The organism is Nonomuraea cavernae, from assembly GCF_040655715.1.
GTDB lineage: Bacteria > Actinomycetota > Actinomycetes > Streptosporangiales > Streptosporangiaceae > Nonomuraea > Nonomuraea cavernae_A.
Map to the genome: position 1 here is coordinate 378,434 of NZ_JBFAKL010000002.1, position 26,692 is coordinate 405,125.

Annotated in this window: 27 protein-coding genes; 19 read left to right on the plus strand and 8 right to left on the minus strand. The window is 71.8% G+C overall.

Annotated features, from left to right (window positions below; translation table 11 throughout):
- Positions 1-4: 4 nt before the first annotated feature.
- From AB0I38_RS04725 to AB0I38_RS04745, 5 genes are all read right to left on the minus strand, one after another.
- Complete coding sequence (locus AB0I38_RS04725) at positions 5-1,798, minus strand: nickel-dependent hydrogenase large subunit (RefSeq protein ID WP_358461886.1); 1,794 nt, start codon at positions 1,796-1,798, stop codon at positions 5-7.
- A gap of 15 nt (positions 1,799-1,813) precedes the next feature.
- The gene (locus tag AB0I38_RS04730) at positions 1,814-2,857 is read right to left on the minus strand and encodes a hydrogenase expression protein HypE (RefSeq protein ID WP_358461889.1); all 1,044 of its coding nucleotides are present in this window, start codon (positions 2,855-2,857) and stop codon (positions 1,814-1,816) included.
- 187 nt (positions 2,858-3,044) lie between these two features.
- Entirely contained in the window at positions 3,045-3,248 is a 204-nt protein-coding gene (locus AB0I38_RS04735) for a cold-shock protein (RefSeq protein ID WP_189127616.1), read from the minus strand.
- A gap of 302 nt (positions 3,249-3,550) precedes the next feature.
- A complete protein-coding gene (locus AB0I38_RS04740; RefSeq protein ID WP_358461892.1) occupies positions 3,551-4,357 on the minus strand; it encodes an SAM-dependent methyltransferase in 807 nt (268 codons plus the stop codon).
- A 128-nt stretch (positions 4,358-4,485) separates the two neighbouring features.
- Positions 4,486-4,974 (minus strand): TspO/MBR family protein, encoded by a 489-nt coding sequence (locus tag AB0I38_RS04745; RefSeq protein ID WP_358461895.1) that lies wholly within the window; start codon positions 4,972-4,974, stop codon positions 4,486-4,488.
- Between the two features lie 117 nt (positions 4,975-5,091).
- Between AB0I38_RS04745 and AB0I38_RS04750 the strand changes: the two genes are divergently transcribed.
- The 3 genes from AB0I38_RS04750 to AB0I38_RS04760 all read left to right on the plus strand — a co-directional run bounded on the left by AB0I38_RS04750 (position 5,092) and on the right by AB0I38_RS04760 (position 8,326).
- Entirely contained in the window at positions 5,092-5,853 is a 762-nt protein-coding gene (locus AB0I38_RS04750; protein ID WP_358461898.1) for a carbon-nitrogen hydrolase family protein, read from the plus strand.
- A gap of 61 nt (positions 5,854-5,914) precedes the next feature.
- Positions 5,915-6,622 carry a hypothetical protein gene (locus AB0I38_RS04755; RefSeq protein WP_358461901.1) on the plus strand — a complete coding sequence of 236 codons (708 nt, stop codon included), beginning with the start codon at positions 5,915-5,917 and terminating at the stop codon, positions 6,620-6,622.
- A 27-nt stretch (positions 6,623-6,649) separates the two neighbouring features.
- Positions 6,650-8,326, plus strand: a complete 1,677-nt coding sequence (locus tag AB0I38_RS04760) for a carotenoid oxygenase family protein (protein ID WP_358461904.1) — start codon at positions 6,650-6,652, stop codon at positions 8,324-8,326.
- Between the two features lie 160 nt (positions 8,327-8,486).
- Here the strand turns inward: AB0I38_RS04760 and AB0I38_RS04765 are convergent, their stop codons facing one another.
- The gene (locus AB0I38_RS04765; protein WP_358461907.1) at positions 8,487-9,275 is read right to left on the minus strand and encodes an IclR family transcriptional regulator; all 789 of its coding nucleotides are present in this window, start codon (positions 9,273-9,275) and stop codon (positions 8,487-8,489) included.
- Positions 9,276-9,422: 147 nt separating this feature from the next.
- Here AB0I38_RS04765 and AB0I38_RS04770 point away from each other — a divergent pair, with 147 nt between their 5' ends.
- The 8 genes from AB0I38_RS04770 to AB0I38_RS04805 all read left to right on the plus strand — a co-directional run bounded on the left by AB0I38_RS04770 (position 9,423) and on the right by AB0I38_RS04805 (position 17,102).
- On the plus strand, positions 9,423-10,646 hold the full coding sequence (locus tag AB0I38_RS04770) for a flavin reductase (protein WP_358461910.1): 1,224 nt from the start codon (positions 9,423-9,425) through the stop codon (positions 10,644-10,646).
- A 10-nt stretch (positions 10,647-10,656) separates the two neighbouring features.
- The gene (locus tag AB0I38_RS04775) at positions 10,657-11,934 is read left to right on the plus strand and encodes an acyl-CoA dehydrogenase family protein (RefSeq protein ID WP_358461913.1); all 1,278 of its coding nucleotides are present in this window, start codon (positions 10,657-10,659) and stop codon (positions 11,932-11,934) included.
- Positions 11,931-13,346, plus strand: a complete 1,416-nt coding sequence (locus AB0I38_RS04780) for an aldehyde dehydrogenase family protein (RefSeq protein WP_358461916.1) — start codon at positions 11,931-11,933, stop codon at positions 13,344-13,346. Before AB0I38_RS04775 ends, AB0I38_RS04780 begins: the two co-directional genes overlap by 4 nt.
- Positions 13,343-14,539 (plus strand): FAD-dependent oxidoreductase, encoded by a 1,197-nt coding sequence (locus AB0I38_RS04785; RefSeq protein WP_358461919.1) that lies wholly within the window; start codon positions 13,343-13,345, stop codon positions 14,537-14,539. The genes AB0I38_RS04780 and AB0I38_RS04785 overlap by 4 nt, the downstream gene beginning before the upstream one ends.
- A complete protein-coding gene (locus AB0I38_RS04790) occupies positions 14,536-15,960 on the plus strand; it encodes an aldehyde dehydrogenase family protein (RefSeq protein WP_358461922.1) in 1,425 nt (474 codons plus the stop codon). The genes AB0I38_RS04785 and AB0I38_RS04790 overlap by 4 nt, the downstream gene beginning before the upstream one ends.
- 202 nt (positions 15,961-16,162) lie before the next feature.
- Positions 16,163-16,447: a hypothetical protein gene (locus tag AB0I38_RS04795; protein WP_358461925.1), complete on the plus strand. Its 285-nt coding sequence runs from the start codon at positions 16,163-16,165 to the stop codon at positions 16,445-16,447.
- Between the two features lie 62 nt (positions 16,448-16,509).
- Positions 16,510-16,755, plus strand: a complete 246-nt coding sequence (locus tag AB0I38_RS04800; RefSeq protein ID WP_358461928.1) for a hypothetical protein — start codon at positions 16,510-16,512, stop codon at positions 16,753-16,755.
- A 182-nt stretch (positions 16,756-16,937) separates the two neighbouring features.
- Positions 16,938-17,102 (plus strand): hypothetical protein, encoded by a 165-nt coding sequence (locus tag AB0I38_RS04805; protein ID WP_358461931.1) that lies wholly within the window; start codon positions 16,938-16,940, stop codon positions 17,100-17,102.
- 204 nt (positions 17,103-17,306) lie between these two features.
- On the opposite strand, the gene AB0I38_RS04810 is transcribed toward AB0I38_RS04805, so the two are convergent.
- Positions 17,307-17,588 (minus strand): Dabb family protein, encoded by a 282-nt coding sequence (locus AB0I38_RS04810; RefSeq protein WP_358461934.1) that lies wholly within the window; start codon positions 17,586-17,588, stop codon positions 17,307-17,309.
- Positions 17,589-17,672: 84 nt separating this feature from the next.
- Between AB0I38_RS04810 and AB0I38_RS04815 the strand changes: the two genes are divergently transcribed.
- From AB0I38_RS04815 to AB0I38_RS04850, 8 genes are read left to right on the plus strand one after another with little or no spacing between them, the layout of a single operon-like run.
- Positions 17,673-19,301, plus strand: a complete 1,629-nt coding sequence (locus tag AB0I38_RS04815) for a nitrilase-related carbon-nitrogen hydrolase (RefSeq protein ID WP_358461937.1) — start codon at positions 17,673-17,675, stop codon at positions 19,299-19,301.
- Positions 19,298-20,098, plus strand: coding sequence for an oxidoreductase (locus tag AB0I38_RS04820; RefSeq protein ID WP_358461940.1), 801 nt, complete (start codon positions 19,298-19,300; stop codon positions 20,096-20,098). Before AB0I38_RS04815 ends, AB0I38_RS04820 begins: the two co-directional genes overlap by 4 nt.
- Positions 20,095-21,006 (plus strand): alpha/beta hydrolase family protein, encoded by a 912-nt coding sequence (locus AB0I38_RS04825; protein ID WP_358461943.1) that lies wholly within the window; start codon positions 20,095-20,097, stop codon positions 21,004-21,006. The genes AB0I38_RS04820 and AB0I38_RS04825 overlap by 4 nt, the downstream gene beginning before the upstream one ends.
- 8 nt (positions 21,007-21,014) lie before the next feature.
- Entirely contained in the window at positions 21,015-22,148 is a 1,134-nt protein-coding gene (locus AB0I38_RS04830) for an aromatic ring-hydroxylating dioxygenase subunit alpha (RefSeq protein WP_358461946.1), read from the plus strand.
- The gene (locus tag AB0I38_RS04835; protein ID WP_358461949.1) at positions 22,123-22,830 is read left to right on the plus strand and encodes a hypothetical protein; all 708 of its coding nucleotides are present in this window, start codon (positions 22,123-22,125) and stop codon (positions 22,828-22,830) included. The genes AB0I38_RS04830 and AB0I38_RS04835 overlap by 26 nt, the downstream gene beginning before the upstream one ends.
- Positions 22,827-23,747 carry a hypothetical protein gene (locus tag AB0I38_RS04840; protein WP_358461952.1) on the plus strand — a complete coding sequence of 307 codons (921 nt, stop codon included), beginning with the start codon at positions 22,827-22,829 and terminating at the stop codon, positions 23,745-23,747. The genes AB0I38_RS04835 and AB0I38_RS04840 overlap by 4 nt, the downstream gene beginning before the upstream one ends.
- Positions 23,732-24,475 carry an SDR family oxidoreductase gene (locus tag AB0I38_RS04845; protein ID WP_358461955.1) on the plus strand — a complete coding sequence of 248 codons (744 nt, stop codon included), beginning with the start codon at positions 23,732-23,734 and terminating at the stop codon, positions 24,473-24,475. The genes AB0I38_RS04840 and AB0I38_RS04845 overlap by 16 nt, the downstream gene beginning before the upstream one ends.
- Positions 24,472-25,215 (plus strand): maleate cis-trans isomerase family protein, encoded by a 744-nt coding sequence (locus tag AB0I38_RS04850; RefSeq protein WP_189127599.1) that lies wholly within the window; start codon positions 24,472-24,474, stop codon positions 25,213-25,215. Before AB0I38_RS04845 ends, AB0I38_RS04850 begins: the two co-directional genes overlap by 4 nt.
- Positions 25,216-25,285: 70 nt before the next feature.
- Here the strand turns inward: AB0I38_RS04850 and AB0I38_RS04855 are convergent, their stop codons facing one another.
- Positions 25,286-26,632, minus strand: coding sequence for an MFS transporter (locus AB0I38_RS04855; RefSeq protein WP_358461958.1), 1,347 nt, complete (start codon positions 26,630-26,632; stop codon positions 25,286-25,288).
- Positions 26,633-26,692: the final 60 nt, after the last annotated feature.

Here is a 26,692-nt window from a genome sequence, read left to right on the forward strand (position 1 = left end):
CGGCCTAACCGGAGATGCTCGTGCCGAGCGTCGGGGAGTGCACCTGTTGGAGCACCTTCCCGTCGCCGAGGTACATGTGGACCCCGCAGGGCAGGCACGGGTCGAAGCTGCGGACGGTCCGCATGATGTCGATGCCCTTGAAGTTCTCCGGCCCGTTCTCCTCGAAGATCGGCAGGCCCTGGACCGCGTCCTCGTACGGCCCCGGTGTGCCGTAGCTGTCCCTGGGGCTGGCGTTCCACGGGGTGGGCGGGTACGGGTGGTAATTGGCGATCTTCCCGTCGCGGATCACCATGTGGTGCGACAGGACGCCCCGGACCGCCTCGTGGAAGCCGCAGCCGATCGCCTCCTCCGGCACCTCGAAGTCGGTGAAGACCTTGGTGCGCCCGGCCCTGATCTCGGCCATCGCCTGGTCGATGAAGTGGAACGCCATCCCTGCCGCGTAGGCGACGAAGTAGATGCGGGCCCGGTTGCGCTCCAGCGTGTTGGCCCACTTCGGGATGTTCCACTCCAGCCGCATCTCCGGGAAGGCGGAGCTCTTGGGCAGGTTGATCTCCACGCTGTGCCCGGTGGCCCGGACCGTGCCCGTGTCGACCAGACCGGCCAGGGCCGTCGACCAGAGCCTGGCGAGCGCCCCGCCGCCGGTGTCGAGCGCGAGATGGTCGCCGGAGTGGGAGTCGAACCAGCGGGGGCTCATGACCCAGCTGTAGTTGCCGTCCTCCAGGTCGCGCTTCTGCGGCTTGGGCAGCGTCGTCTGGTTCCACGGGTGGCGCTGGTCGATCGGGTTGCCCAGCGGGTCGTGGCTGACGAAGGTCTCCTCGTTCTGCCAGTCGTCGTAGTAGGAGCTGCCCAGCAGGATCCTGATGCCGAGGTTGATGTCGACCAGGCTGGTGGTGCGCAGCTGCCCGTCGAGCACGATGCCGGGTGTCACGAACATCCGGCGGCCCCAGTCGGCCATGTGCCGGTAGTCGTAGTCGACCACTTCGGGGTCCTGGAACGAGCCCCAGCAGCCCAGCATGACGCGCCGCCGGCCGACCTCCTCGTAGCCGGGCAGCGCCTCGTAGAAGAAGTCGAAGAGGTCGTCGTTCATCGGGACGACCTTCTTGATGAAGTCGAGGACTCTGAGCAGGCGGGACAGGTAGTCGGTGAACAGCTGCGGGGTCGCCACCGTACCGACGCCGCCGGGATAGAGCGTCGAGGGGTGCACGTGCCGCCCCTCCATCAGGCAGCACATCTCCCTGGTGACCCGGCTGACCTGCAGCGCCTCGCGGTACATCGAGCCGGTGAACGGGTTGAAGGCGCGCATGATGTCGGCGATCGTCCGGCAGCCGTGCACGCCGCCATGGGGCGCCTCGGTGGTCTCGGCCCTGCGCAGCAGGCTGGGGTTGGTCTCCTTGACCATCTGCTCGCAGTAGTCGACGAAGACCAGGTTGTCCTGGAAGAGCGTGTGGTCGAACATGTACTCGGCGGCCTCGCCGAGGTTGATGATCCAGTCCGCCAGCGGCGGAGGCTTGACCCCGTACGCCATGTTCTGCGCGTAGACCGAGCAGGACGCGTGGTTGTCGCCGCAGATGCCGCAGATGCGGCTGGTGATGAAGTGCGCGTCACGTGGGTCCTTGCCCTTCATGAACACGCTGTAGCCGCGGAACAGCGAGGACGTGCTCTTGCACTCCACCACCTCGCTGTTGTTAAAGTCGATCTTGGTGTAGATGCCCAGGTTGCCGATGATCCTGGTGATCGGATCCCAGGACATGTCCACCAGCTGGCGGGTCTCCTGCGCCTGTTCCATACGCGCGGTCACGTCGGCGTTCCCCCTCTAGCCGTGCCAGCGGGGGTCGTACCCGCTTGTCAGTTTCGGACCGTTGTGGCGCCACTTGGGCTCGTGGTTGGCCGTCTTGTTGGTGATGGCGCGGAGCCTGCGGATCAGGGCGCCGTAGGCCGTGGTCATCGTCGAGGAGACCGTGCCTCCGGGGGGCTGGTCCATGAACGGCATGAACTTGTCCGGGAAGCCGGGCATCGTGCAGCCGATGCAGATGCCACCCACGTTGGGGCAGCCGCCGACGCCGTCCATCCAGCCGCGCTTGGTCACGTTGCAGTTGACGACGGGCCCCCAGCAGCCGACCTTCACCAGGCACTTCGGCGAGTTGTAGTCCCCGGCGAAGTCGCCCTGCTCGTAGTAGCCGGCCCGGTCGCAGCCCTCGTGCACGGTCTTGCCGAACAGCCAGGTGGGCCGGAGCTCCTTGTCGAGCGGGATCATCGGCGAGAGCCCCGCCGCCTGGTAGAGCAGCCAGGTCAGGGTCTCCATGAAGTTGTCGGGCTGCACCGGGCAGCCGGGCACGTTGACGATGGGCAGGCCGCCCGCCGAGCGGAAGCCGGCGCCCAGGTAGTCGGAGAGCCCCATGCATCCGGTGGGGTTGCCGGCCATGGCGTGGATGCCGCCGTAGGTCGCGCAGGTGCCGATCGCGATCACCGCCCACGCTCCGGGCGCCAGCCGATCGATCCAGGTGTTGAACGTGATCGGGTCGCCGGTGACCGGGTCGTTGCCCATGGACGTCCAGTAGCCGTCGCCGTTGATGTTCTCGTTGGGGATCGATCCCTCGACGACGAGGACGTACGGGCCGAGCCGTCCCTCGGCGGCCTCGTGGAAGGCCGTCATGAACTCGGCGCCCGTCTCCTTGGCCAGCACCTTGTTGTGCAGGTGGACCTTCGGCAGGCCCGGCACGAGACCGAGGAGCACGTCCTCGATGCTCGGCTGCGTGGCGGCCGTGACGGAGACGGTGTCCCCGTCGCAGCTCATGCCCTCGGAGGTCCACAGAATGTGGACCTCGTCCAGCGCGGTATCCGGTATGGCAGCGCTCATCGCCTGGAGCCCCCTTGTCGGCCTGGCATCGCCCTGACATGGTCCGCGGGGCTCAGGCCCCGGTCACGGTTAGTATTCCCCCCTAACCCCATGTAGTTGCCTGTGGCGCTGACAAAGGTCGCAAACCCTCACCACACATGCCACGAGCCGGGCCCCGCGCGGGACCCGGCTCGTGGTGTGCGCTGTGTCAGGCGGGAACGATGTTCTCGGCCTGCGGGCCCTTCTGGCCCTGCGTGATGTCGAAGGACACCTTCTGGCCCTCGTGCAGCTCACGGTAGCCCTGGGTCGCGATGTTCGAGTAGTGGGCGAAGACGTCGGCGCCGCCGCCGTCCTGCTCGATGAAGCCGAAACCCTTTTCAGCGTTGAACCACTTCACGGTTCCGGTGGCCATGCCGATCTCCTCTGGTTGAGCCGAGGCCGCACCGTGCGGCCTCTGCGCGGTCGTGATGAACCCATCCGGAGATGACCAGCAAAAACAAATGCACCTGAGGTCACGTCCCGTCAGGTGCACCGATGTTCATGGGTACCACAACTGCAACTACTCCACGCTAACACGTACGCCGCGTCACGGCACGTGCCCCCCGGTACCGCGCCACCTATGTCCGGCGACCTCGGGAGAAGGCGCGTCCGCCCAGGTCAAACCCATGATCCCGATGGATGATGCGAGTGACCTGGGCCGTGCCGTGCGGGTGCTCAGGGCTTGCGGCCCACGCCGCACACGGCGCTCAGCGGGAGCGCCGGGTTGATCACGCCGCCGTCGGGGCGCCAGTGCGGCGTCGGCACCACGCCGGGTTCCACCAGTTCGAGCCCCTCGAAGAAGGTCGCGATCATCTCCGGGCTGCGCAGGTTGTAGGGGAAGGCCGCGTTGGCGTTGTAGCTCGACACGGCCGTGACGAGCGCCGGATCGGTGTTGACGCCGTCGCTGAGGGCCAGGTAGCTGCCCGAGGGGAGCCGGTCGACCAGTCGCTTGACGATGCCCTTGGGGTCGTCGGCGTCGGTGACCTGGCCGGCGATGCTCAGCATGGTCAGCCCGATGGGCCGGCTGAAGTCGAGTGTCTTGGCTGCGCCCTCCAGGATCGCCTCGGGGTCGCGCACGTCGGCGTCGAGGTAGTCGGTGGCGCCCTCGGGCGTGCTGGTCAGCAGGGCACGGGCGTGCACCAGGACCAGCGGGTCGTTGTCGACGTAGACGATCCGCGACTCGGGCGCCACCGCCTGGGCGACCTCGTGGGTGTTGTTCGCGGTGGGCAGGCCGGTGCCGATGTCGAGGAACTGGCGGATGCCGGCCTCGCCGGCCAGGAAGCGGACCGAGCGGATCAGGAACTCCCGCTGGAGGCGGGCCACCTGGGCGAAGGCCGGGAACAACGCCAGGATGGTGTCACCCGCCTCCTTGTCCGGCTGGTAGTTGTTCTTGCCGCCGAGCATGTAGTCCCATACGCGGGCGGAGTGGGGCTTGGTCGTGTCGACGCGATCCCACGCGGACTGGGCGGTCTCGTCGTCCATAGGGCTCCGTTCGGGAAGCGCTTGAGGCGTATGTCGATTTTCGATCACCTTAGAGCACGATCCCCATACCGGAGCACACATCCGATATCACCGTTAATCCACTCAACCCCGACTTCAGGCGCGGGGTGTCAGTCCCCGGGATTGCGGGCGGCGATCCACCCGTTCAGCGCCGTGGCGAACAACGTCCAGCCCGTGTACGGCAGCAGCGTCAGCCCCGCGCCGCGGTCGGCGCGCAGGCACCGGCTCACCAGCACCGCGTTGGAGGCGTTGAGCGCCAGCAGATCGGCCATGGCCAGGCGGGGCGCGTGCGCGCGGAAGAACAACGGCGTCCAGGCGGCGTTGAGGGCGAGATTGACGGCCAGCGCGCGGGTCACGCCGGGCCGGTCGTCGGATGCGGCCAGGGCGCGGGCCCCGGCGTAGGCGATCGTGGCGTAGAGCACCGGCCACACCACGCCGAAGGCCCAGCCGGGCGGCTGCCAGCGCGGCTTGCGCAGCCTGCGATACCAGGTGGAGTCCGTGTCGCCGGCCATCCCTCCCGTCACGGCGGCGGCGGTGACCGCCGTGGCCGTGCCGAGCAGGGTGCGGGCGAAACCGTTCCTCTTTCGTCGGTTGCTCATCCGCCACCCCTACCCACCGTCCGGCTGACATGCCGGGGGCCGCCCATGGCACGGGGAACCGAGGCTGATCCACCGCTCTCACCCGAGGCGAATGTCATGATCTGGCACGATTGACGGGTGAGGGTGTTACTCGTCCAGCCCCGGAGCTGGTCCGCCGACGGTCACGCGAACTTCGATCAGGTCGAGGCGATGCTGGAGGCCGAGCCGCCCGCACCGGGCGACCTGGTGCTCCTGCCGGAACTGGTGGGATCCAGCCTGCCCGGTGCGGCGTACCTCGACAGGCTGCGCGGCCTGGCCGCGGCGTCCCGGGCGGCCGTGGTGGGCGGCTCGCACTACGACGTGACGGCCTCGGGCACGGTCAACCGGGGCGCCGTCGTGGACCCGGCGGGCGAGGTGGTGGCCCGCTACGACAAGCGCCACCCGTACGGGGTGGAGGCGCGGGACGGCGTGCTGCCGGGGACCGGGGGCGCCGCCTTCGAGCAGGACGGGCGGCGACTGCTCGTGCTGCTCTGCGCCGACCTGTGGTACTCGGCCAGCCTGTCGCAGCACGCCGACGCGGTGCTGGTGCCGGCGTTCTCGGTGACCCAGTGGCCGACGCCCGCGCCGGCCCGCGCGCTGTGGCAGCACCTGAGCGTGGCCAGGGCCTACGAGTTCATGACGTACGTGGCGGTGAGCGACTGGCATCACGAGGTGACCTACCACGGGCAGCCGTGCGCCGGGGTGACGGGGTTCGCCGACCCGTGCCCGCCGGACCCTGAGGGCTACTTCACCGGCCGGGCCGGGCACGCCGTCTCGGCCTGCGAACTCGACTTCGAGCGGCTCGATGGCTTCCGGCTCAACCGCTCGGAACGCGGCTTCGCCCGCCCGTCCCCCGCCTAGCGACACCGTTTCGGACAGTGTAACGTCGTTCCACAAATCTTCGGGTGAGTGGAGGCACGCGTTGGGAGCCCATCCGCACGGCTGGTGGATCGTCCTCCACCTGGTGCTGTTCGTCTTCTGGCTCGGCGGCGACCTGGGCGTCTACTACTCCAGCAGGTTCGTGCTCCGCCCCGAGCTGACGCCGCAGGCCCGCGCCGCCGCGCTCGGCGTCATGAGCGGGCTGGACCTCGGTCCGAAGATCTGCCTGGTGCTGTTCCTGCCGAGCGGGGTCACCCTGATGGCCCTGGACCCGCACGGCGCGACCTTCCTCGGCGTCGCGCTCTTCCCGCTCTGGTCGGTGCTGCTCGTGTGGGTCTTCGCGCTCGGCTGGCTGGCGCTGACCGTGGCCGACCACCGCACCCACGGGCGCTTCCCGCTGGTCCGCAAGGCGGACTGGACGATCCGGATCGCGCTGATCGCGGCCATCGCCGTGTCGGCCGGCTACACGCTGCTGGCCGCGGAGCCGTTCGGCGTGCAGACCAATCCGCGCTGGCTGGGCGGCAAGCTGGCGCTCTACACCCTGGCCATCGCGGCCGGACTCGGCATCCGGCTCACGCTGCGGCCGTTCGGCCCGGCCTTCGGCACGCTGATGGCCTCGGGCTCGACGCCCGAGGTGGAGCGGACGTTGCGCCGCTCGGTCGACGGCTGCCTGCCCTACGTGTGGATGATCTGGGGCAGCGTGCTGGCCGCCGCCGTCCTCGGAGTACTCAAACCAGGTGCGATCCTGTGATGACAGGGATGACAGAGGGAGGCCCCCATGCCGATTCCGCGTTCCATCCTCACCAAGGCTGATCCGTCCGACCTGGAGCTCGACGTCGTCCAGGGCGCCTGGCCGTCGGACGTCTCCGGGCACATGGTGATCAGCAGCTCCGACCAGCGCACCCACCCCGTGCACGCCTTCTTCGGCGACGGCGTGCTGGTGCGGCTCTCACTCACGCCCGGCCCCGGCGGCCGGTTCGCCTGGCGGGCGAACGTGATCGACTCCCCGTCCGTACGGCTGCGCCGCCGGCGGCCCGACCTGTTCACGGCCGGCCCGGTCGGCACCAACTCCCCGTTCGGCGCCGTCAACGCGGCCAACACGGCCCCGCTGCCGTGGGGCGACCGGCTGCTGGCCACCTGGGACGCCGGCCGGCCGGTCGAGGTCGACCCGGTCACACTGGGCTTCGTCGCCGAAGTCGGCCACCGCGACGACTGGGCGCCGGTGCTGGACGCCCCGGTGCTGCCGTCGATCCTGAGCACCGCCCACCCGGTCATCGACCCCGAGCGCGGCTGCCTGTGGTCGGTCACCCGCGACCCGATGACCGGCGCCCTGTCGGTGATCCGCTACGACGGCGAGGGCGGGCACGTACGCCGCTGGCCGGTGGAGGGCGCCGTCTTCCCGCAGGCCACGCACACCATCACGCAGACCCGCGACTGGCTGGTGCTGGCCGACACCGCGTACAAGGTGGACCTGGACGAGGTGCTCGGCACCGGCGAGCGGACGGTCACCAACAACCCCGACGGGCCGTTGCTGCTGGTGCGCAAGGACACGCTGGACGCGACCCGGCCCGGCACGGCCGTCCACGGGACCGTCTTCCGGATCGCGCCGGAGGTCAACCACTTCTACGCGACCTACGACGACTCGGCGGGCGTCCGCGTCGTCATGGAGCACTCGCCCGGCGTCGACATCGGCCTCTACCTGCGCGAGGACGACATCGACGTCTTCGGCAGGCCCGTCGACCCGGCCCTGCGCGGCATGTACTGCCACGGCGCGAGTCCGGCCGTGGTGACCGTGATGGAGTTCGACCCCGGGGCCGGCACGGTGACCGACGTGGCCCGGCTGCGCGACCCGGGCCGCTACTGGCAGGCCGAGCTGTCGGCCATCGACTGGTCCTTCGAGGGGCAGCTCCGCCCCACCCGCCACCACCTGGTCTTCCAGGGCTTCCACCCCGAGGCGGTCAGCGCGCGGCTGCTGCGCAACTACGGCGACCGGATCGACCGGTCGTTGTTCCCCCGCGAGGAGACGCCCTCGGTGCTGGCCTCGCTCGACCGCGACTCGCTCAAGCCGCTGGCGGAGTGGGCCTGGCCGCTGGACGACTACCCCACCTCGCCGATCTTCGTGCCCCGCGCGCCCGGCGGCCCGGGCAGGTCGAGGTACGCCGGGTCCGAGCCGGGCGGTCACGACGGCTACCTGGCCGTGGTGGTGCACAACGACGCGAGGTTCCGGGTGGAGCTGTTCGACGCGGCCGACGTGTCGCGCGGCCCGGTCGCGACGCTCGCCCCCTCGCCCGGCACGGTGATCCCGTTCATGATCCACTCCGCCTGGATGCCGGAGGCCCGGCCGCACGACCCGTCGATCGAGCGGCTGAGGTTCGCCGACGACCTGGACGAGCGACTGGACCGGCTGGACCCCGAGCTTCGGGCGCTGGCCAGGGAGGTGGCCGCCGAGCTGTGAGCCACCGGGGTCGCACGGCGCCGAGCCCTGCGACCCCGGGTGGCGAGGCATGAGACGCCGGGTGGCGAGCCGTGCGACCCCGGGTGGTGAGGCATGAGACGCCGGGTGGCGAGCCGTGAGACGCCAGGAGAGTGCGGCTCAGCCGTGGTGGCCGAGCGGCTCAGCCGTGGTGGCCGAGTTGGGCCGACAGCCGGGCCGCCGACTCGACCACGAGGGGCGCCTGCTCCTGCAGCCGCGGCTTGAACCTGGAGCCGGGCCCCGACACGCTGACGGCCGCGATCACCAGGCCGTCGTGGTCGAAGACGGGCGCGGCGATCGAGACCGACCCCTCCTGACGCTCGCCGAACGAGGTGGCGTAGCCCCTGCGCCTGATCGCGGTCAGCTCGGCGCGCAGCTTGGCGGGGTCGGTGATGGTGCGCTCGGTGAGGCGTTCGAGGCCGTGCCTGACCAGGTAGCCCTCGATGTCGTCGGGACGCAGGAAGGCCAGGATCGCCTTGGAGGAGCTGCCCGCGTGCAGCGGGTAGGGGATGCCGAGCGAGACCTCCATGCGCAGCTCCTGGTCGGGGACGACCTGGTCGACGTAGAGCCGCGTGTCGCCGCGGCGTACGGACAGGGTGGCGGTCTCCCCCACGCGCGAGGACAGGCGGCGCAGCTCGGGGCCGGCCATCGCGCGCAGGTCGGTGCGCGCCAGGTAGGCGCGGCCGAGCGCGATGGCCGCGTGGCCGAGTGAGTAGCGCCGGGTGACGGGGTCGAGCGCGATCAGCTCGCGGCTGCGCAGCGCGGTGAGGATGCGGTGCACCGCGGCCTTGGTCAGGTCGAGCTCGGTGGCGATCTCGGTGACCCCCAGATCGGCTCGCGTGCTGCGGCCGAACAGCAGCAGAACGTCCATCGCCCGCTCCACGGCGGCGATGGAACGGCTCTGGGTCTCGGACTCCGCCTGAACTGGCACCTGGCCCCCTCACAAGGTGAATGTTCCCGTCGGAGCCAGTCTAGGGCGCAGGATTTCCCCACGGGAAACAACGTCACATTGACACGGCAAGACCAGGTCGTTACCTTCAGCGTTACAGTGTTTCCATGAATGGAACAGTGAGGAGCAGTGGCGACTGACGGCGAGACCTTCCGCGCGGTGCTGGCCCAGTGGCCCAGCGGCGTGGTGATCGTGACCACCGGAGCGGGCGACGGCTGGCACGGAATGACGGCCAGTTCCTTCTCCAGCGTCAGCCTGGACCCGCCGATGGTCCTGATCTGCCTGGCGCGCGACACCAGGACCCACCGGCTCGTGAGCGAGCACGGCGCCTTCGCGGTCAGCATCCTCGGCCGGGACCAGGCCGCGATCGGCCGCCGGTTCGCCGGACGGGCCGGCGCCGCCGACCGGTTCGCCGGCGCGCGGTGGGAGCCGGGCCCGACCGGCTCGCCCGTGCTGGCCGACTCCATCGGCTGGCTCGACTGCCGGGTGGAGCACGCCTACCCCGGCGGAGACCACACGATCTTCGTCGGCGAGGTGCTGGCGGCGGCCACCCCGCGCCGGGTGGCCCCCGTCCTGTTCCACTCGCGGACCTGGAGCCGGCTCGCCGACCCGCTGCCCGACCGGATCACCGTGGCCGACATCGGGCTGCTCGCCGTGCTGCGCGCCCGCGGCGTCAGCGGCGCCACGCTGGCCGGCGCCGCCCGGATGCTGCGCGCCGCCGGGACCAGGGTCCGCCTGTTCGACGGGTACGGCGACCCGCCGCCCCGCGAGGACCTCGACCCGGCCACCGCCTCGGCGCTGATCACCGACCCCGCACAGGCGGCGAGGGTGGCCGAGGCCGGAGTGGGCGTGGCCGAGTTCGCCGTCGGCGACTCCGCCGACCGGGCCGCCCCGATCCTGGAGGCGGCCCGGCGGGCCGGGCTGGCCACGGTCGGCTACCTGCCCGACGCGTTCGCCGCGGACCACGCCGGCCGGACGCTCTCGGCCGCCGCCCGGCTGGCCGAGCTCGGCTGCGACGAGATCGGGCTGCGGGACGGGCCCCAGCCCGCCACCCCGGTCCGGGTCCGCGACCTGCTCCAGGACGCCTGCGCCGCCGCCGAGCCGGCCGTGGTCCGGGTCGCGCTGCGCGAACGCCAGGGCATCGGCCTGGTCAACGCGCTGGTCGCGATGAAGAGCGGGGTGTGCCACTTCGACACCACCCTGGGCGGCGTGGACGGCGCGCTGCCCGCCGAGGACGTGCTGCTGCTCGCCGGGCAGCTCGACGTCGCCAGCGCCGTCGACCGGGACACGCTGATCGCCGGGGCCGCCCGGCTGGACCTCCTTCCCGAACACACCTGCGGATTCGCCAACTGAAGGGTTGACCGTGACCGACCGACTGACCGGCGAGCGCCTCGTCGACGACATGACTCCGGCCGAGCGGGCCCGCGCCGAACGCGTCGAGTCCGTGCTGCCCGCGCTGCGCGCCGCCGCGGCCAAGGCCGACGAGGAGGCGGACTTCCCCGTCGAGCACGTGGCCCTGCTGCGCGACGCCGGGCTGCTCGGGCTGGTGGTCCCGGAGGAGTACGGCGGCCTCGGGGGGACGCTCCGCGACCTGGCCGCCGCCACCTTCGCGATGGGCACCGCCTGCCCCTCCACGGCCCTGGCCTACTTCTTCCACAACACCAGCGCCTCGCGCGGCCTGCTCCCGCTGGAGGCGATCGAGGCCGGGCTGTTCGACGAGGGCGAGATCCCGGTCGTGCGCGCGTTCGCCGAGAAGGTGCTGACCCGGATGGCGTCCGGCACCTGGCTGGCCAACTTCGCCTCCGAGTCGGTCAAGAGCTCCGGCGCCAACATCACCATCGCCACCACCGCCCGCCGTACCGAGGGCGGCTGGATCCTGGACGGTGAGAAGTCCTTCGGCTGCGCCACCGGGGTGGCCGACCACTACCTGACCACGGCCAAGCTCGACGGCTACGAGACCGCCGAGGGGCTGGCCACGTTCTTCGTGCCGCGCGACGCGGCCGGCGTGTCGGTGCGCGCGCCGTGGGACGGCCTCGGCATGCGGGCCACGGCCAACAACGGCATCCGGCTGGACGGGGTGTTCATCCCCGCCGACGAGGCGATGACCATCCCCGGGGCGTTCACCCGGATGCTCCAGATGAGCCGCGGCAGCTTCGTCGGCAACCAGCTGGCCATCGCCGCCGTCTACACCGGGTGCGCGCAGAACGTCTACGACGTCGTGATCGAGCAGTTGACCCGCAAGACGTTCGCCGACACGGGCCGGCCGATCGCCTCCTCGCCGATGCACCAGGTGCTCATCGGCGAGATGACCAAGGACCTGGAGACCGCCTACCTGTGGGTGCGCCGCCAGCTGCTGCTGGAGACCTCCGAGCCGCCGCTGCGGCCCAAGCCGGAGGTCTTCCGGCAGTGGCGGCTGGGCAAGGGCGCGGTCACCGAGGCGTGCTTCCAGGTGGCGCTCGGCGCGTTCAAGGCCTCGGGCACCTCCGGCGCCATGATGGGCGGCGTCATCGGCCGGGCGCTGCGCGACCTGGCGATGGGCCTGGTGATGACGTTCCCGGCCGAGCGCGGCCGGCTGGAGGTCGCCCAGCTGGTCACGGAGGCCAGGCAGAACGAGCTGTTCGCCACCGCGGAGCGGTCGTGATCCGGCTCCCCGAGCCGGCCGACCTGGTCGACGGCGACTGGGCGGCCTGCGCCGACGACCTCGGCTTCGACCTGGAGGCGCCCGCCACCGGCGAGGTCGCGAGCCGCGCCCGGGGCTCGGCGGCCGGGCGGATCGAGACGGCGCTCGCCACCGCCGACCGCGTGGCCGCCTCGTGGGCGGCCACCACGCCCGAGCACCGCGCCGGCCTGCTCGACGCCGCCGCCGCCGCGCTGGCCGGGCGGGTCGACGAGATCGTCGCCCTGGAGTCCTTCGCCACCGGCGTGCCGATCCGGCAGACCGGCCCGCTCGGCGTGATCGTGCACGGCGCGTTCGCGCTGGCCGCCGCCCAGCTGCGCGAGGGGCTGCTGCTGCGCACCGCGACCCGCGAGGACGGCCGCCCGGTCGAGGTGCACCGGCTGCCGTGGGGGCCCGCGCTCTGCCTGACGCCGTGGAACGCCCCCGCGCCGATGGCCGCGCACAAGACCGCGAGCGCGCTGGCCGCCGGCTGCCCGGTGATCCTCAAGGTCAGCGAGTACGCCCCGTACGGCACCCAGCTGCTGGCCGAGACGCTGGCCGAGGTGCTGCCGCCCGGTGTCTTCCAGCTCGTGCGGGGCGGCGCCGAGACGGGCGCCCGGCTGTGCGCCGACCCGCGCGTCCGCGCGGTCTCCTTCACCGGGGGCCTGGCCGGGGGCCGGGCCGTCGCCGCGGCCTGCGCGGCCGGCCTGCGGCCGGCGCAGCTGGAGCTCGGCGGCAACAACCCGCTGCTGGTCATGCCCGACGCCGAGACCGGGGCCGCCGCCCGTGCCGCCGCCGAGCTGCTCACCTCGCTCAACGGCCAGTGGTGCCGCGCCCTCGGCCGGCTCCTCGTGCCGCGCGCACGCCTGGACGAGCTGGTCGAAGCCACCGGCGAGCGGCTGGCCGCCCTGCGCGCGGGCGACCCGCTGGCGGCGGACACCGAGTTCGGCCCGCTCGTCCACTCCACCCACCTGCGGCGGGTCCGGGCCGCGACCGAGGCGGCGGGCGGCCGGGCCACGGCGTACGGAAGCGTGCCGGACAAGGGCAACTTCCTGGCGCCCACCCTGATCACCGGGACCGACCTGGCGGAGGAGATCTTCGGCCCCGTCGCCGCCGTCGTGCCCTACGACACGGTCGACGAGGCCGTGGCACTGGCCAACGGCACCCCGTACGGGCTGGAGGGCTACGTCGTGGGCGGCGACGAGGAGCGGGCGCTCGCGGCCGCCCGGCGGATCCGCGCGGGCGAGGTCAAGGTCAACGGCTCCAGCGTGCTCAGCCTGCACCTGTTCACGCCGCGCCCTGCGTGGGGGCTGTCAGGGCTGGGCGAGGAGGGCACGGCCGAGACGATCCTGTTCTTCACCGGAGCCAGGGTCGTCGGAGTCGAGGGCGGCCTGTGAGCCGCGTCCTGGTCGCGGGGGCCGGGCCGGTCGGCCTGACCGCCGCGCTGACGCTGGCCCGCGCCGGCGTGCCGGTCACCGTGCTGGAGGCGGGGCCGGAGCTGGCCGCCGAGTCGCGCGCCTCCACCTTCCACCCGCCGACGCTGGAGATGCTCGCCGGGCTGGGAGTGCTGGACGAGCTGATGGAGCGCGGCCTGGTCGCGCGGACCTTCCAGTACCGCGACCGGTCGGGCGGCCCGATCGCCACCCTCGACCTCGGCGTGCTGACCGGCGACACCCCCTATCCGTTCCGGGTGCAGTGCGAGCAGAGCAAGCTCACGCCCATCCTGCTCGACCACCTGCGGCGGCACGGCGGCCAGGTGCTGTTCGGGCAGCGGGCCGCCGGCGTGCTTGCAGACGCCGGAGGCGTGGCCGTGACGACGGACGCGGGCGGCACCTTCACCGGCGACTGGCTGATCGCCGCCGACGGCGCCCACTCGGCGGTACGGCGGGCGCTGGACATCCCGTTCGAGGGCCTGACCTACCCCGAACGCTTCCTGGTCGCCTCCACCACCGAGCCCGTCGAGCGGCTGCTGCCCGGGCTGGAGCCGATCAACTACGTCTTCGACCCCGGGGAGTGGCTGGTGCTGCTGCGCACGCCCGACCACTGGCGGGTGCTGCTGCCCACTCCTCCCGGCACCTCCGACGAGGCGGAGCTGGCCCGGCTGCCCGCGCGGCTGCGCGCCGTGGCCGACCCGGGGCGCGACTGGGAGGTGGCGCACGCCTCGCTCTACCGGGTGCACCAGCGGGTGGCGGCCACCTTCGCGAGCGGCCGGGTGCTGCTCGCCGGTGACGCCGCGCACGTCAACAACCCGCTCGGCGGGCTCGGCATGAACAGCGGCATCCACGACGCGGTCCTGCTCGCCGCCTCCCTGCTCGGCTCCCTGCTCGGCGACGGTTCCCTCGCCGACTCCCCTGACGGCTTCATGGGCGGCTTCATGGGCGGGGGGTCGCCGGAAGAGGTCGCGGCCCGGCGGCGGCGGGTGGCGCTGGACCACGTCGGCGCCATCAGCCACGGCAACTGGGAGAAGCTGCGCTCGGCCGATCCGGCCGCCCACCACGCCGAGTTGCGGGCGCTGGCCGCCGACCCGGGGGCCGCCAGGTCCCACCTGCTGCGCGCCTGCCTGATCTCGTCCCTCCGGGAGCCCGTGTGATCTCCCGCGAGAACCCCGCCCGGATCGCCGAGATCGTCGGCCACGTCCCGGTCACCGGCCCGTCCGGGGTGGACGCCGCCGTGCGGCGGGCCGACGCGGAACGCCGCGACTGGTCGGCCCTGCCCGTCTCCGCCCGCGCGGACATCCTGCGGGAACGCGGCGAGACGCTGGCCGCCCGTCAGGAGGAACTGGCCACGCTGCTCGCCCGCGAGTCCGGCAAGCCGCTGGCCGACTGCCGGGGCGAGATCGGCTTCGCGCTCGCCTACCTGCGCTGGGTGTGCGACCACGCTCCCCGTGTGCTCGCCTCTTCCGAGGTGGACGACGAGGCGGGCCGGCTCGTGGTGAGCCGCGAGCCGTACGGCGTCGTGGGGTGCGTCACGCCGTGGAACGCGCCGGTCATCCTGGCGCTGCTCAAGCTGGCTCCCGCGCTGGTGGCGGGCAACACGGTGGTGCTCAAACCGTCGCCGCTCGCGCCGCTGGCGGTCGGCGAGGTCGCCGCCGCCCTGCCCGTCGTGTTCGCCGTGCACGGCGGCGCGGAGACCGGCCGGGCGCTGGCCGGTCATCCGCTGGTGCGCAAGGTGGCCTTCACCGGCGGCGACGTGGCGGGCCGGGAGATCGCGGCGAACGCGGGGGCGATGCTCACGCCCTCCGTCATGGAGCTGGGCGGCAACGACCCGGCCGTGTTCCTGCCGGACTTCTCGCTGACCACCGCCGACTACGAACGGCTGGTGATGGCGTCGTTCGCGACCAGCGGGCAGGTGTGCATGGCCGCCAAGCGGCTGTACGTGCCGCGCGGGCGGGCGGCGGAGTTCGCCGAGGCGTACGTGGCGGCGGCGGAGCGGGTCCTGGTGACCGGCGATCCCCTGACGCCCGGGGTGTCCATGGGCCCGGTCGTCTCCGCGGCCGCCGCCGACCGGATCCGCGCCCTGGTGGTCGCCTCGGCCGATCGCGGGGGGACGGCGGTGCCGCTCGGGCGGGTGGCGCCCGGCCACGACCCCGACGCCGGATATTTCGTGACCCCGGTGCTGGTGACCGATCTGGATGACGCGGCTCCGCTGGTGGCCGAGGAGCAGTTCGGCCCCGCCGTCCCACTGCTCGTCTACGACACCGAGGAGGAGGTCCTGGCCAGGGCCAACGCCGGCGAGCTGGGCCTCGGCGCCTCGGTCTGGTCGCCCGACGAGGAGCGGGCGTTCGCGCTGGCCGGGCGGCTGGAGGCCGGGTTCGTCTTCGTCAACACCCACAACCGCACCGGCATGTCCCTGCGCGCCCCCTTCGGCGGCGTCAAACGCAGCGGCTACGGCCGCGAGTACGGCGAGGAGGGGCTCCTGGAGTACGTCCAGACCAAGGTCGTGCACGCCCCGGCCGCCTTCCGCCCCGGCGGCCAGGGCATGGCCCCAGGCGCCTACCCGGGCACCGGCTGACCAGCCCGCCTCAAGGCCGGCCGCCCCGGCGAGTTCGACCCGGCGGCCGGGCACCATGACACTCATCTTGACCCTGGTCACTCGACTCGGGCGGTGGAACCATGTCGTTCGACTCGACTGCGAGAACTACACGCCATTACGCGACGATGTCACTACAGTGCGTTATATGCCTCCCGCACACGCACCCGCTTACACTCATGACATGAGTGAAGACGCCTTCGAGATCCCGCTGAGCGAGGCCGACGGACATCTTCCCGATGTCATCAGCACTGCCGCCCAGCGCCACACGATCGCGTATCTCACTGACCAGGGCCGCCGCGTCGCTGCGATCGTGCCGGCCGAGGAGGCGTGGTACTGGACCCCGGGATGGCAGTCCGCCGAAGCCGAAGCCGACGCCGACGCTCAAGAGGGGCGCACCCACGCCTTTGACAGCATGGACGACCTGTTTGCCGAGATCGACGCCGTCCGCGGAGAGCGCTCCGAGTGAGATACGAACGCACCGCGTCCTTTCTCCGGGATGTGTCACGGCTTCCGCCCGAGCACTACGCCATGTTCAAGGAAGCCATTTACAAGTATTTTCTCCCGGCCATCGAACAGGGAGCTCACACCGGCAGGGTCCCTTGGCCTGTACGGCTTCGCATTCACAAGCTCACCGGCACCGACGTCTACTCGCTGACGTGGAACTTCGCCTCCCCGGACGGCCGGGCCACGTTCCGCTTCACCACCTCGGACGACGGCGATCCGACCCTGCAGTGTCGCCGAGTCGGCGATCATTCGATCTACGACCACGCCTGATGGTCTGAGGCCCGGTCAGTCGAACATCGGCACCCGATGTGATGTAGTCTCCGGGAGATTTCTCCCCGCCCTCCTCCGGGACTGGCGGGGATTTTCTTGTTTGCGGGCCTCACCACCACGACTCCGGTGGGCACCATTGAAACGATTCTTTCCCTGTCGTCCTTACCTGGGCGACGCGGACGGTGTGCGCGGTCACGGGCTTCTCCTGGGGATTCATCATTCGGTCCGGGCAGATCAAGATCCAGGGTCCGGAGAAGCTGCCCGCCGACGACTGGGACCGGCACGGTGCCCGGCTCTCCGGCGCGTACCCCGGGTGGGAGTTCGCCCCGGGTTACCGCACGGGCTGAAGCCAGGTGTACCGAGCCACGTCAGCGTCTTGGGATGCCGTTAGCGGTAGTCAGGAGTACTGGTTCACTTCGTGACGTGCAGATCGGCGATCGTCTTGCCGAGCCGATCCCCTTCGTGCAATTTGTCTTAGCAGACACGCTCGGGGGTCTCCGCCTTCTCGGCCAAGCGCCGGGTCCGCTTGAGCGGCGGACCCGGCGGGCCGGTCAGGTGAGGTGGTCGACGACCGCGCGGGCGGCGAGCCTCGGCCGGAGCCAGGTCGCCACCTCCAGGTGTGCCGGGTGCTCCTGGTAGCCGCGCAGCGCCTCGGCCGAGTCGTGCGTGGTGGTCAGGCACAGGTCGTAGGAGACCTCCGACCCGATCACGTCGAGGCCGACCGACAGGTCGCCGATCTGCTCGACCCTGCCCCTCAGCCCTTCGAGCAGTTTCTTGGCCTCCGGCGCGTCGCCGGGGTCGGCGAACTTCATCAGCACCACGTGCGTCAGCACAACCGCCTCCTATGGACATCTGCTCCTGTTTCGCGAGATCCTAGTTCTTGGAAACGCTGTTTCTCCAGACGTAACGGAGGCCGCATGGTGCGCGTCGCGGCGGCGCAGTTCGACGTAGGCCAGGATGTGGACGCCAATCTCGCGACCTGCCTGCGCATGATCGATTCGGCTGCCGGGCAGGGGGCGGAGCTCATCGTGCTGCCCGAGTTCTGCAACCACCTGTCGTGGTACCGCGACCGCGAGCACGCCCGGGAGCTGGCCTGCCGCCATGGTGACGCCTTCCTGGGCGCGGTCGCCGAGCGCGCCGCCCGGCACCGCGTCCTGGTCAAGATCGGCGTGACTCTGGCCCGTGACGACGGCCGGACCACCGGCGCGTCCCTGCTCTACGGCCCGGACGGCGCCCTGCTGGGCGAGGCCGACAAACAGGTGCTGATGGGCGCCGAGAACGACCATCTCGACCCGGCGACGAGCGTGGGCCCGGTGGTCGCCACCGCGGCCGGCCGGCTCGGCCTGTACGCGTGCATGGAAGGCGTGATCAACGAGATCACCCGCGGGCTGGCGCTGCGCGGCGCCCAGGTGCTGCTCAACAGCCTCAACTCGTTCGCCACGGACGAGGCCTCGCTGCACATCCCGGTCCGCGCGGCCGAGAACAAGGTGTGGGTGGTCGCGGCCAACAAGGTCGGCCCGCTGATCCCCGCCGACCGGCTGCGCGAGGTCGGCGCCGCGCTGGGTGTGCCGCCCGAGTGGCTGCACGGCGCCGGTGAGAGCCAGATCGTCGCCCCCGACGGCACCGTCGTGGCCAGGGCGCCGCGCACCGGCGAGGCGGTGGTGGTGGCCGACATCGACCCGTCGGCCGCCGACGCCGAGCGGGCCCGCCATCTGGCGACCCGGCGGCCGGAGCGCTACGGCCCGATCGCGCAGCCACCCCGTGAGCGCACCGCTCCGGTTGGGGCGCCGTCGCTGCCGGTCGCGGTGGTGCGGGGCGACGCCTCGCTGGTGCGCCAGGCGATCGCCGAGGGGGCCCGGCTGATCGTGCTACCCGAGGGGTCGCCGGTCACGGCCGAAGAGGCTGCCCAGGCTTTACGGGACGCCACTCCGTCCCTGAAGGAGGCGTCTCCCGCCGTGCAGGACACCGCTCCGGCCGGACGGGACGAGGCCCCTGCCGTGCAGGGCACCGCTCCGGACGTACGGGAGGGCGGGGCGCACGTGGTGCTCGGCACCGGGGCGCTGGTCGGGCCGGACGGCGAGGTGCCGCCGCGCGAGGTGCACCAGCTCCCGTGGGGCAGGCTGGCGATCGTGGCCGGCGAGGACTCCCGGCATCCCGAGGAGTTCCGGCTGGCCGCACTGGCCGACGCCGACGTGGTCGCCGTGCCCTTCACCGCCCGTGAGCCCTGGGAGCTGCGGCTCGGACTGCCCGAACGGGCGGCGGAGAACCGGCTCAACATCGTCGCCGCCGGGCCCGACGGCCCGGACGGCCTGGCGGGCGCGATCCTCGACCTGCCCGCCGACTTCACCCTGTGGACGGCCTGGAAGGGACCGTTCACCGGGCAGATCAGTCATCCCGTGGTCACCCCCGTCAAGAACGCCGACGCGCTCGTGCTGGGCGCGGTGTCGCCGGCCCAGAGCGTCAACAGGTTCGTGTCCCGGGGCACCGACCTGGTCGGCGGCCGGCCGTGGCCGCTGGCCGGAGCACTTCTGGAAGGACCTCAGTGAAGGAAACGCTGCAGCACGTGGAGCAGATGCTCGACGAATCGCCGGTGATCGACGTCACCGAGACGTTCGAGCAGCTGCGGGGCATACTCGCGGAGCTCAAGGCCAAGATCGACGCCAGGTTCGAGCTGACTCCCGAGCCGAGCGCGCCCGGCGACTACGGGACCCACCCCGACGGGCCGGGCGGGCGGCTCGACGCCTACTCCGGCCCTGAGATCGACTGGATGGTCCACTCGTGGCTGGGCAACCCCTCCGCGAGCTTCGCCAACCTGCACCTGACGGTCTGGCTAGGCCCGCAGGTGAACGTGCCGCACCTGGGCATCGCCCTGCTGGTGTGGCCGGAGGGCTGGTTCTACCAGGACTTCATCCCTCGCGCGAGCCTCGTCCAGGACGGCGACTACTTCGACCGCCACTACGCGCCGCTGGACGCCGACTGGCTGGCGTTCAAGGAGAAGAACCCGGACTTCACCTGGTTCACCAGCCGCACCGGGTTCATCCGGGCGAGCCTGTCGCCCAACGCCTACTGCTACTCGTTCCCCCGCGCCCAGCCCAACATCGACACGGTCCGCGAGCTGCTGCACGCCCGCGTGGACCGCTGGCTGAGCTGGGTGGACGAGGCGGAGCCCGTGCCCGCCGAGGAGCGGCCGGCCCTGGCGGCGGGTGACCTGGCGATCCGCCGCAACATCGCCGAGCGCGATCCCGCGAACGTGATGGGCGTGCGCTACTTCGGCCAGGAGCTGACCGACAAGCTGGTCCGCGGCCTCTGGGGCGGCGACCGGACACTGCCGAGGCCGTCGTGATCAGGTCGCTGTGGTGGGCCGCCGCGACCGGTGGGGAGCCGCCGTTCGGCACCTCCCATCTGAAGGTCCACTACCCGGCCGCCGAGCAGGGCGACCGGCTGACCGGGGTCTTCCCGCCGGAGGGCGGGCCGTACCCGGTGGTGCTGTTCCTGTCGGGGATCAACGTGGGCCAGGACGCCTACCGGTGGCTGGCCGTCGAGATCGCCTCGGCCGGGTTCGTCTGCGTGACGTTCGACCGGGTGGGTGAGCTGTTCGGCGGCGAGTACGGGCTGACGCCCGGCGTGGACCTCGACGCGGCCCGGCCGGAGACGTACGGCACCCGCGCGACCTGCCCGGCCATCCCGGCGATCCTGGAGTCGCTGGCGGAGATCGAGCTGCTGAAGGGCGTCCTCGACCTCGACCGCGTCGCGCTCGGCGGCCACTCGGCGGGCGGGACGCTGGCCCTGCAGTCGGCCGCGCACGTCCCCTCGGTGAAGGCGGTGTTCGCGTACGGCGCGCACACGATGGTCGCGACCATGCTCGGCTGGCCGGCCGGCACGGTGCTGCCCGCCCAGGTGGACTGCCCCGTGCTGCTGTCGGTCGGCACCCGCGACGGCGTCATCATGGGCAGCTCCGACCGCTACGGCCAGGAGAGCCACGAGCGCGACCCGGTCACCCGCACGTTCGAGGAGGCGCTGTCCGATCGGGGCGGCGAGCACCTGCTGGCCGTGCTGGAGGGCGCCAACCACTTCACGATCGCCGACCCGGTGGACCGGACGGCCGCGCGCGCCTTCCTCGACCTGCCCGCCACCGCCGAACCACGCCCCGAACTGGCCGGTCTGATCACGGCCTTCCTGGGCACGCATCTGCACGAGGACGCGCGGGCGCGGACCGTGCTGGACGGCCTGCCGGACATCCGGCGCCGTTAGGAGGAGACATGCTCAAGAACTTCTGGTACGCGGTCGAGTTCAGCGAGGCCGTCGGGCGGCGGCCACGCAAGGTGACCTGCCTGGGGCAGGACTTCGTGCTCTGGCGCCGCCGCGACGGGCAGGTGGCGTGCCTGTCGGACCTGTGCGTGCACCGCGGCGGCGCGCTGTCGCTGGGCACGGTGATCGAGGACCGGGTCGTCTGCCCCTATCACGGCTGGGAGTACGAGCCGGACGGCGGCTGCGTCAAGATCCCGGCCAACCCGCCCGGCCGGGGCATCCCGAAGAAGGCCCGGATCGACTCCTATCCGGTGGTCGAGAAGTACGGGATGGTGTGGACCTTTCTCGGCGACCTGCCCGAGGAGGAACGGCCGCCGATCCCGCACATCCCGCAGCACGACGACCCCGCCTTCCGCGTCATCCACTGGGAGACCACGCTGGAGGCCAACTACGAGCGGGCGCTGGAGAACGTCGTGGACGCGGCGCACACGCCGTTCGTGCACGGCACCGCCTTCGGCAACCCCGACAAACCCGAGATCCCCGACTACGAGATCACCCAGACCGACTGGTACGCCGAGGCCGACATCCTGCTCAACCCGCCGCCCCCGAAGGGCCTGTGGGGGATGCTGGCCAAGGCGCGGATCGACCCGGTGATCGTCACCAACGGCTGGTACCTGCCCAACATCGTCAAGCTGCACGTCCGGCTGCCGTTCGGCGACCTCATCCTGTACGACTTCAACATCCCGGTCAGCCAGAACCGGACCCACGTGAAGATCCTCGGCTACCGCAACTTCTTCACCGGGAAGTGGGCCGACGCCAACGCGGCCAAGCGGATCACCCGGATCTTCGAGCAGGACCGGCTGGTCGTCGAGTCGCAGCGGCCCGAACTGCTGCCCTTCGACCTGTCGGCGGAGCTGCACCTGCGCAGCGACGCGCTGCAGGTGTCCTACCGGCGGCGCCGTCAGCAGCTCATCGACCGGGGCTGGTGGGTCGGCGGTGACGACATCGTGACGGGCGACGTGCCGCGCCGCGAGGCCACCGTCATCGCCTCCCCCGCCCGCCGCGACAACCCCGACCTCGCCCGCGCCTGGGTGCACAAGACCCGAGGAGAGAGCCGTAATGAGCCTGCCCACAGCGCTGAGTGACCGCACCCTGGACCGGCTGGTCACCGCCCTGGACCTGACCGCCGGCACGGACGTGCCGCTGACCAGCCAGATGTCACCGGAGCCGGTCGGCCGGTTGCGGGTGCTGCGCGGCGCCGGCACCGGTGACGCCCAGGTCGACAAGGTGGTCGCCGTCAGCCTGGTGGTGCCGATGATCGGGCTGGACAGCCACATGATCTTCGCGTTCACGCCGGCCGGGTCGGCGGTGCCGCACTTCACGCTCGACGCGGTGGCCACACCCGCCTTCCACGCCATGCACCTCGACCTGATCCCCCGCGTCGAGCTGGCCACCCATCTGGCCTATCTCGACGCCTGCTACCTGCCGCTGACCGAGCCGCTGGCGCAGGCCTGGACCCTCGACGGGCTCTCGGCGGCCGACGTCGGCCCGCGCCAGAAGGCGATGATGTCCCCCTGGATGCTGGTCTGCCGGGCCGGCGAGGAGGCGTTCGAGAAGCTCGGCCAGACCGTCGACACCTACCTCGGCCACTGGCTGGCCCTGATCGAGACGGGCGTGCCCGACCCCGGCGGCACCGACCTCGCCGCCCGCGACGCCGCGAACCGGGACAACCTGTTCAGTCCCGACGTGGACCCGGTCTGGTACCAGGTCACCCGCCTGCTCGGCGACGAGCAGTCCGAACGCGTCCGAGGGGAGCTGCTGCGTTGAGCGAGCCGAGCACCTGGCAGAAACGCATCGAGGGTGAGTGGTTCGGCAGGCCCTCGCTGTTCGACGCCACCGGCACCTGGCTGGGCTACGAGGACATCCGCCGCTCCTCGGTCTTCGAGAACGGCGTCACCACCTACTACATGGACGGCGGGCTGGAGGGCGGCGGGCCGATGGCCGGCCGGTTCCGGCTGGGCGCGCCGTTCGCGTTCGGCGTGGTCGACTCCGACGCGAGCCGGCTCTACACCGGTCCCGACTTCTACGGCACCGGCCAGCCGTACGGGTCGTTCGTCGACGCCCACTACTACGGGCCGGGCTGGCAGGTGGACCTCAACACCTGGAACCAGGTGCTGACCGACCGCGACACGCAGGTCTACTCCTCGGTCCTGTTCCAGGGCCCGGCCGTGGTCGGCTGCTTCAACGGCCTCTACACCCGCGACCCCGCCAAGGTGGAGGGCTGGCTGGCCGAGGAGACCAGGAACGGGCCGGTGCCGCACATCCTGCCGACCAAGGCCGCGGGCGCCTTCAGCGGCGCCTGCGAGGTCTACGGCGCCGACCAGAAGCCGCGCGGCACCGTACAGGTCACGATCGAGCTGGAGCCGCTCGACCTGCTCAGGACCCGGCAGCGGGTCACCTGGTCGGGCGCGCTGGACCGCGCCTACACCGTGGATTCGCGGCGCGACGGCTTCCGCTCGTTCTACGAGGGCCCGGACGCGTGGGGCAACGCCCAGGCGTTCGGCCGGGCGAACTATCCCAGCCTGCACTTCGCCGATGTGTGGAAGCTCAAGGGCCGGGAGTTCATGCTCGACGCGACGCCCGGCATGGGCGCCGGGACGGAGCTGGCGGTGGCCTACGAGCTGTTCGACGGCAACGTGCTGGGCGCCGTGGTGCACGGGGTGCTTCGATGGTCATCGTCGTAACGGGCGGCACCCGTGGCATCGGCCACGGGCTGGTCGGCCGGTTCCTGGAGACGGGCCACGAGGTGGCGTTCTGCGGGAGCCGTACGGAATCGGTGGAGAAGGCCGACCTGGACGGCGCGCTCGGGGTGGTCGCCGACGTGAGCGACCGTGAGCAGGTGCGCGGGCTGTGGGACGCGGCGGTGGAGCGGTTCGGCCGCGTGGACATCTGGATCAACAACGCCGGCGTCTCGCACGCCCGCCGGCCGCTCTGGGAGCTGCCCGAGGCCGAGGCGGCCGGCGTCGTCGGCGTCAACCTGACCGGCGTGATCAACGGCTGCGCGGTGGCGCTGGCGGGCATGGCGGCGCAGGGTCACGGTCACGTGTGGAACATGGAGGGCCTGGGCAGCGACGGCCGGGCGGTGCCCGGGCTGGCCGTCTACGGCTCCACCAAACGGGCGCTGCACTACCTGACCAGAGCACTGGCCAAGGAGGTGCCGGACGGCGTGTCGGTGGGGCTGCTCAGCCCCGGGATGGTCGTCACGGACCTGCTGCTGCACGACGAGATCAGCCCGGAGTCGCGGCGGGTCTTCGACATCCTGGCCGACCGGGTCGAGACCGTCACCCCGTGGCTGGCCGACCAGGCGGTGCGGCGCGTCGCCAACGGCGCCCACGTCCGCTGGCTCACCGGCGGCAAGATCCTCACCCGGTTCGCCACCGCTCCCTTCACCAAGAGGAAGGTGCTCCCGTGACCGACGCACTCGGCTGGCGCCGTAAGTTCGGGGTGATCGCCCCGTCCACGAACACGATCGTCGAGCCCGACTTCTACCGGATGACCGTGCCGGGGGTGACCTCGCACTTCAGCCGGATCCACATCAGAGATCAGAACATGTCCGGAAATGAGGGCATGGAACGGTTACTCGATCAGATCCGCGAGGAGATCGGCGCCGCCTGCGAGCGGGTGCTCACCTGCGAACCCGACTACATGGTGATGGGCATGTCCGCCGAGACGTTCTGGGGCGGGGTGGAGGGCAACCGGCAGTTCGTCAGGCAGATCCACGACCTCACCGGGCTCCAGGTGGCCACCGGCGCCGAGTCCTGCGAGCGGGCGCTGAACCTGTACGGCGCCCGCCGGATCGGCGTGGTCACCCCCTACCAGCCGGTCGGCGACGACAACGTGGTCCGCTTCTTCACCGAGATCGGCTTCGAGGTGGCCGCGATCCGCGGGCTGAAGTGCCCCACGGCGGTGTCGATCGCGCACGTCACCGAGGACGAGCTGCGCGAGGCCCTGATCGAGGTCGACTCCCCCGACGTCGACGCGCTCGTGCAGTGCGGCACGAACCTGTCCATGGTCGGCCTGGCCGACGAGGCCGAGCGCTGGCTGGGCAAGCCGGTCATCGCGATCAACGCCGCCACCTGGTGGATGGCGCTGCGCGACAACGGCATCGAGGACAAGGTCTACGGCGCCGGCCGCCTGCTGCGCGAGCACTGATCGGCACCGCGCGTCACCGCCGCGCCGACCGGCGCCGCGCGCCGGTCGGCGTACCGGTCGGCGCGGCGCGTCACCGCTGGGCCAGCGCGGCCTGGCGGTCGGCGTCGAAGCTCGTCCGTCCCCGGTAGGCCAGCAGCGCGCCGGCCAGCAGCGGAACGGCGAGGATGGCGTAGGCGGCGCGCAGCGAGCCGGTGGCGTCGGAGAAGGCGCCCACCAGCAGCGGGCCCGCCGCCCCCGCCAGCGAGACGAGAAACTGCAGCAACGCGAACCCCATCCCCCGGCGCGCGGCGGGCACCACGTCGGCGGTGGCCGCGGTCAGGGCCGGGATGGCCACCAGGAACGCGATGGACGACACGGCGAGGCAGGCCAGCTGGACGGGCAGCACCAGGATCGCCACTGAGCCGGCCAGGCTGAGGCCGCCGACCATCAGCCCGCCGGCGCCGAGCGCGACCCGCCAGCCGGGGCGGGTCAGGTGCCCCCGGTCGCCCAGGCGGGCGCCGAGCAGACTGCCGACGATCATGCCGAGCAGCCCGACGCCGCCCGCCAGGCCCGCCGCCATGCCGCTGGGCATGTCGAAGGTGCGCTGGTAGAACGTGGGCAGCCAGAACATCAGGCCGCCCAGCCCGAAGAACAGGGTGCCGAGGCCGGCCACGACCGCCCGCAGCGTCCTGATGCCGAGCAGGTCGCGCATCTCCTTCAGCACCGGGCCGCGCGGCGGCGCGGCGGTGGTCACGGGCATCACGGGCGCCGTCTCGCCGGTGCGGAGCAACTCGATGCGGTCGCCGGTGCCGCGCATCGGCTCACGCAGGCTCAGGCAGAGCATGGCGACGATCATGCCGGGCACCGCGATGAGGAAGAACATCGTGCGCCAGCCGTACGCCTCGGCCAGGGCGCCGCCGACGATGATGCCGACGGGCTGACCGGCGAAGTAGCCGAACCGTTCCAGGGAGAACGCCCGCGACCTGCTGCCGCCGGGGAAGTAGTCGGCCAGCAGGCTGGAGGCGGCGGGGTTGTAGAGCAGCCCCGCCCCGCCGAGCAGCACCCGGACGGCGAACAGCATCGCGTACGACATGACCAGGCCGCTGCCGAGGGTCAGCAGCGACCAGACGGCGACGACGGTGGCCATCGCCCACGTGCGGCGGCCCCGGTCGGCCAGCCGGCCCGCCGGGATCAGCAGGATGACGCCCGCCAGCGCGGCGGCGGTCGCGATGGCCCCGCCGGCCGTGTCGCCGAAGCCCAGCTCACGCTGGATGGCCGGCAGCGCGCCGGCCATCAGGTTGTACTCGACCCGGTCGACGAGCGCGACCAGTGCGATGCAGAGCGCGGGCCACCAGCCGAACGGCGCGGCGGCGTGCAGCCGCACCCGTAGCGGCGGCCGCCCCGCCATCTGGACCTCTACATGCTCGTCCGTGGTCATCCGCTCTCTCCTCGAGTCGATCGGCGACCGCGACGGCCTTCCCGCTCCGAGACGCTCCTG